The 6,262-nt window shown below is 72.6% G+C and carries 6 protein-coding genes; all 6 read left to right on the top strand.

The genetic code is table 11. The annotated features are described in order from the left end of the window. On the top strand, positions 1-738 hold a 738-nt coding region (locus AB0J68_RS24550), incomplete at its 5' end, for a GntR family transcriptional regulator (RefSeq protein WP_363940582.1). An 84-nt stretch (positions 739-822) separates the two neighbouring features. Further along, entirely contained in the window at positions 823-2,637 is a 1,815-nt protein-coding gene (gene atzF, locus AB0J68_RS24545; protein ID WP_363940581.1) for an allophanate hydrolase, read from the top strand. 38 nt (positions 2,638-2,675) lie between these two features. After that, a complete protein-coding gene (locus tag AB0J68_RS24540) occupies positions 2,676-3,365 on the top strand; it encodes an isochorismatase family cysteine hydrolase (protein WP_354855491.1) in 690 nt (229 codons plus the stop codon). Positions 3,366-3,374: 9 nt separating this feature from the next. Beyond that, positions 3,375-4,064 carry a cysteine hydrolase gene (locus AB0J68_RS24535; RefSeq protein WP_355066530.1) on the top strand — a complete coding sequence of 230 codons (690 nt, stop codon included), beginning with the start codon at positions 3,375-3,377 and terminating at the stop codon, positions 4,062-4,064. Positions 4,065-4,076: 12 nt separating this feature from the next. Continuing rightward, complete coding sequence (locus AB0J68_RS24530) at positions 4,077-5,714, top strand: regulator (protein WP_363940580.1); 1,638 nt, start codon at positions 4,077-4,079, stop codon at positions 5,712-5,714. A gap of 82 nt (positions 5,715-5,796) precedes the next feature. After that, the coding region (locus AB0J68_RS24525; protein WP_363940579.1) for an AtzH-like domain-containing protein at positions 5,797-6,262 on the top strand (466 nt) is incomplete at its 3' end.

Raw genomic sequence — 6,262 nt, 5'->3', positions numbered from 1 at the left:
GCCGGGTCGGCCGCCGGGCCGACAGGACGCGTCCGCGCCGGTCGTACGGCGACGGGTGGCAGACTCGTCGGCGTGAACGACATGGCCGCATCGACGGTGGACGGCGAGCTGGAGAGCGTCAGTCTGGTGGACCTCGCCGTCTCCCGGCTGACCCGGGAGATCCTCAGCGGCAAGAGCGACCCGGGTGAACGCCTCGTCGAGGAGCAGTTGACCCGCCGGCTGGGGATCAGCCGGGCTCCGCTGCGGGAGGCGCTGCGGTTGCTGGCCCAGCAGGGCCTGGTCGAGCACGTGCCCCGGCGCGGAGTCCGGGTGGCCACCCTGTCCGACCGCGACGTGCGGGAGCTGTACGAGCTGCGGGACGTGCTGGAACGATTCTCGGTGCGAGCGGGGATCCCGGTCGGCCGGGAGAGCGACCTGGCGGGGTTGCGGGCGACGCTGGACCAGATGCGGGAGGCGACCCGGGCCGGCGACCGGATGACGGTCGCGGAGTCGCACCGGGCGTTCCACGTCGCGCTGGTGGCGCTCGCCGGCAACCGTCAACTCTCCGCCGTGTACGGCTCGATCCTGGTGAAGTTGCAGCTCTACATGGCGATCAACCTGCGCCGCGAGGCGGAGGTGGCGCAGCCGCTGGACGGGGTCCACCGGCACGAGCGGCTGTTCGAGGCGGTCGTCGGGGGAGACCCCGAGGAGGTTCTCGCCGTGCTCTCCGCGCACGGAGCGCGCTCGTACCTCGACTAGGTCCCCGGCCGGGGTATGCGTGCCGTCATGTCCTCGTTACAGAGCGCGTGATTCGCTGTAACAGAACGGTCGACAATCGACAGTATGCCAGAACGAGTGGAGTCCATCTCGGAGCTTCGGACGGCGTACCGCGAGGGTGGCCGGACCCCCGTCGACCAGGCCGAGCGCATCCTGGACGGCTTGGCCGGGCGCGACGGCGAGCCGGTCTGGATCAGCACCGTCCCGGCCGACCGCCTGCGCGAACGGGCCGAGTCGCTGACCCGCCACGGTGATCCGGCACTGCCGCTGTACGGGATCCCGTTCGCGGTCAAGGACAACATCGACGTCGCCGGCATGGTCACCACGGCCGGCTGCCCCGACTTCGGATACCTGGCCGCCGAGGACGCTCCGGTGGTGCGCCGACTGCTCGACGGCGGCGCGCTGCTCGTCGGCAAGACCAACCTGGACCAGTTCGCCACCGGCCTCACGGGGGCCCGCTCGCCGTACGGCAGTTGCCAGAGCGTCTTCGGCGGCGGCCTCATCTCCGGCGGCTCCAGCTCCGGCTCCGCGGTCGCGGTCGCCGCGGGCCAGGTCAGCTTCGCCCTGGGTACGGACACCGCCGGCTCCGGCCGGGTGCCCGCGGCGCTCAACGGGATCGTCGGCCTCAAGCCCACCCGGGGTCTGCTCAGCACGGCCGGCGTGGTGCCGGCCTGCCGTTCGCTGGACTGCGTGTCGGTCTTCGCCCCTGACGTGGCCGGCGCCCTCGACGTGCTGCACGCCGCCCGTGCCGTCACCTCGGCCGACCCGTGGGGACGTCCGTTGCCGGCCGAGCGGGTGGTGCCCCGCATGCCGGGGACCCTACGCCTCGGGGTGCCGCGGGCAGAAGACCTCGAATTCTTCGGCGACACCGGGCAGGAGGCCCGGTTCGCCGCCGGCGTGCAACTGCTGCGTACCCTCGTCGGGTCCCCGCGGTCGGTGCCCCTCGGCCCCTTCTTCGCGGCGGGGGACCTGCTCTACCAGGGGCCCTGGGTGGCCGAGCGGCTCGTCGCGCTGGGCGGTTTCCTGCGGTCGCACCCGGAGTCGGTCCTCGCGGTCACCCGGGCCGTGCTGGAGACCGGGTGGCGCTACGACGCGATCGACGCCTTCCGGGGCCAGCACCGGCTGCGCGAGCTGCGCGCGCAGGTCGACCAGCTCTGGCAGGACGTCGACGTGCTGGTCGTGCCCACCGTCGGCACCACGTTCACGCTCGACGAGATCGCCGAGGACCCGATCGGGCGCAACGCCATGCTCGGCCGCTACACCCAGTTCGCCAACCTGCTCGACCTGGCCGCCGTGACCGTACCCAACGGGTTCACCGCCGCCGGCCGGCCGGCGAGCCTGACCCTGCTCGGCCCGGCGTTCAGCGACACCACCCTGGCCCGGCTGGCCGCCACCCTCACCACGGGCGGCGCAACCGGTCCGGAGGTCGAGCCCGGCCCGCCGCCGATCGAGGTGCCGGCCCAGCGCCGGGCGGACGTGCTGATCGCCGTGGTCGGCCGGCACCTGGCCGGCGAGTCCCGCAACGGCGAGCTGCTCGGGCACGGCGCGGTCCTCGCCGGCACCGCCCGCACCGCGCCGCTCTACCGGCTCTACCGCATGGACACGTCCGACGGCGAGGGACTGCCCGGTCTGGTCCGGATCGCCCCGGACGGGCCGTCGGGCCATCCCATCGAGGTCGAGCTGTGGCGGTTGCCCAGCGCCGCGGTCGGTGGGCTGCTGGCCGGCGTGCCCGCACCCCTCTCGCTCGGGTGGGTCCGCCTGCACGACGGGCGGGACGTGCTCGGTTTCCTCTGCGAAGCGTATGCCGCGGGCCCGCCGGCCGAGGACATCAGCGCCAGCGGTGGGTGGCGGGCCTACCGCCGTTCCGCCGTCCGGCGCTGACGCGGGCGGCACCAGCGATCACGACAGGAGGCGAGAGGATGGGCAGCATCGGGCCGGTACCGGCCAACCCCTACCCGTGGCCGTACGACGGCGCGGCCGACACCGCGCGTACCGCACTGCTCTGCATCGACTGGCAGACCGACTTCTGCGGGCCGGGCGGCTACGTCGACGCGATGGGTTACGACATCGGCCTCACCCGGGCCGGCCTGCCGGCCACCGCCCGGCTGCTGGAGCACGCCCGATCGCTCGGGATGCTCGTCGTGCACACCCGGGAGGGGCACGACCCGCAACTGTCCGACCTGCCGGCGAACAAGCGGTGGCGCTCGGCGCGCATCGGCGCCGAGATCGGGGCGGCCGGCCCGGCCGGCCGGATCCTGGTCCGGGGCGAGCCCGGCTGGGAGATCGTGCCCGAGGTCGCCCCGGTGGCCGGTGAGGTGATCATCGACAAGCCGGGCAAGGGCGCCTTCTACGCCACCAACCTCGACCTGGTGCTCCGCACCAGGGGCATCACCCACCTGATCCTCACCGGCATCACCACCGACGTCTGCGTGCACACCACCATGCGCGAGGCGAACGACCGGGGTTACGAGTGCCTGATCCTCTCCGACTGCACCGGCGCCACCGACAAGGCCAACCACGACGCCGCGCTGCACATGGTGACCATGCAGGGCGGCGTCTTCGGCTGCGTCACCACATCCGAGGACGTCATCGCCGCCACGGCGAAGTGAGGTGCGCCCATGTTGACCATCGCCGCACGACCCGGCCCGTACTCCTTCGACCTCCCGAGCACCGCGCTGCTCGTCATCGACATGCAGCGCGACTTCCTGGAGCCCGGCGGCTTCGGTGCGAGCCTGGGCAACGACGTCAGCCAGTTACGCACGACGATCGCGCCGCTCGCGGCGCTGCTGGCCGACGCCCGTGCCGTCGGCCTGACCGTCGTGCACACCCGCGAGGGGCACCTGCCCGACCTGTCCGACTGCCCGCCCGCCAAGCTCCACCGGGGCGCGCCGAGCAAGCGGATCGGTGACCCCGGCCCCAAGGGCCGGATCCTGATCCGCGGCGAGTACGGCCACGACATCATCGACGAGTTGGCGCCGCTGCCCGGCGAGCCGGTCATCGACAAGCCCGGCAAGGGCGCCTTCCACGCCACCGATCTGGACGCCCTGCTCGCCGAGCGGGGCATCCGCAGCCTCCTGGTCACCGGGGTCACCACCGAGGTGTGCGTGCACACCAGCGTCCGGGAGGCCAACGACCGCGGGTACGAGTGCCTCGTGCTCGCCGACTGTGTCGGGTCCTACTTCCCCGAGTTCCAGCGGGTCGGGCTCGACATGATCGCCGCCCAGGGCGGGATCTTCGGGTGGGTCGCCGACTCGGCGCAGGTACGCGCCGCGCTGCCCACCACGTCCGCGTTGCAGCCCTCTTCCTGACCGGGAGCAGCCATGGTCCCCACGAAGCCCACAGTCGTCCCGCTCCCGTACTGGGTGCGCGGCGACACCAACGCGTTCTTCGGTTTCGGCGTCAACGTCCTGGTCAACGTGCTCACTCTGACCGGGCTCTGCATCGCCGTGGTGAACCTTCCCGAGGGGGAGGTGTTCGGCACCATCCTGCCGGCGCTCGGCATCGCCCTGGTCGCGGGCAACGTCTACTACACCTTCCTGGCCCGCCGCCTCGCCCGCCGGGAGAACCGTGCCGACGTGACGGCCCTGCCGTACGGGCCGAGCGTGCCGCACATGTTCATCGTCATCTTCGTCATCATGCTCCCGATCTACCTGCGCACCCAGGATCCGGTGCGGGCCTGGGAGGCCGGGCTGGCGTGGGCCTTCATCATCGGCGTGATCGTGCTGATCGGCGCGTTCGTCGGGCCCTACATCCGCCGGTACGCGCCCCGGGCCGCGCTGCTCGGCACCCTCGCGGGGATCTCGATCACCTTCATCTCGATGAACCCGGCTGGGCAGATGTGGCGCATGGCCTGGGTCGCCCTGCCGGTCTTCGCGTTGCTGCTGATCGGTCTGCTCACCGACGTGAAGCTGCCGTTCAACTTCCCGATCGGGCTCGCGGCGCTGCTCGTGGGCACCGCGATCGGCTGGGCCGGCGGGGCGATGTCGGTGCCCGACGTCACGGCGGCCGCGCGGGACATCGCGGTCGCCGTACCCTCGCTCAAGCTGGACCTGCTGGTCACCGGGCTGGCCGACATGGCGCCGTTGCTGGCGACGGCGATTCCGCTCGGCGTCTACAACTTCACCGAGGGCATGACCAACGTGGAGAGCGCGGCGACCGCCGGGGACAACTACAACCTGCGCAGTGTGCTGCTGGCCGACGGCGCGGGCGCGGTGATCGGTGCGGCGCTCGGGTCGCCGTTCCCGCCCGCCGTCTACGTCGGCCACCCGGGCTGGAAGGCGGCGGGTGGACGCAGCGGCTACTCGATGGCGACCGGCGTGGTGATCGCGGTGCTCTGCTTCCTCGGCATGTTCGGGCTGCTCGCGGCGATCTTCCCGACGGCGGCCATCGTGCCGATCCTGCTCTACATCGGTCTGCTGATCGGGGCGCAGGCGTTCCAGGCGACCCCACGGGCGCACGCCGCGGCCGTGGTCGCCGCGCTGATTCCCAACATCGCCGCCTGGGCGACCGGGCAGATCGACAACGCCTTGGCGGCGGCCGGCACCAGCGCCGCCGCGGTCGGCGACGACGCGCTCAACGGCGCCGGCGTGGTGTACGACGGGCTGCTGGTGCTCGGCCGGGGAGCCATCCTCGCCGGCCTGGTGCTCGGCGCGGTGGTGGTCTTCATCATCGACAAGCGGTTCGTCCGGGCGGCGATCTTCGCCGGCGCCGGCGCGGTGCTCTCGTTCATCGGGCTGATCCACGGCGAACGGATCGAGTGGAACGCCAACGGACAGGTGGCGCTCGGCTACCTCTTCGTCGCGGCGATCTGCGTGATCGTCGCGCTCGGTCGGCCCACGCCGCGCGATCCCGACCCGGAGGAGGCCGAGCTGGACCGGACGCCCAATCCGACCGCGTCCACCAGCCCCGCCACCGATCGAGCGGAAGACGAGCAGAAGACGTCGGCCCTGAGCGGCTGAGCCGGCCGTCCCGGAGGAGGTGCCGACGCGTTCGCACCGGGGCGGCCAGGTGCCGACCCGACGGATCGAGAGGACGTACCGCGTGGAGATCGATCGGACGGACGTGGTCGCCGAGGTGGCGGCGGCCTTCGCCGGCTACGAGCGGGCGCTGGTCGACGGCGACGCCGAGGGGATCTGCGGGTACTTCTGGGACTCCGACCGGACCGTGCGGTTCGGCCTCGCCGACCACCAGTACGGGTTGGACGAGCAGCGCAAGTGGCGGGCCGCGCAGCCACCGCTGCCGACCGGCCGACGGCTTGTCGACCCGATGATCAGCACGTTCGGCGCGGACCTCGCGGTCGTGACGACCCGTTTCGGGTACGCCGGCGCCGCCGCCACCGGGCGGCAGACCCAGACCTGGGTACGCCTGCCCGTCGGCTGGCGGATCGTCACCGCCCACGTCTCCGAACCGGCCGAGGACCGCGCCGAACGTGCTGATCATCGGGTCGACAAGCCGTCGGCCGGTCGGCAGCGGTGGCTGCGCGGCCCGCCACTTGCGCTGCTCGTCC

The organism is Micromonospora sp. NPDC049580, assembly GCF_040675595.1.
In the GTDB taxonomy this organism is placed as follows: domain Bacteria; phylum Actinomycetota; class Actinomycetes; order Mycobacteriales; family Micromonosporaceae; genus Micromonospora.
Note: the sequence above shows the minus strand (reverse complement) of the source record. Positions and strands in the feature narration are given on the sequence as shown.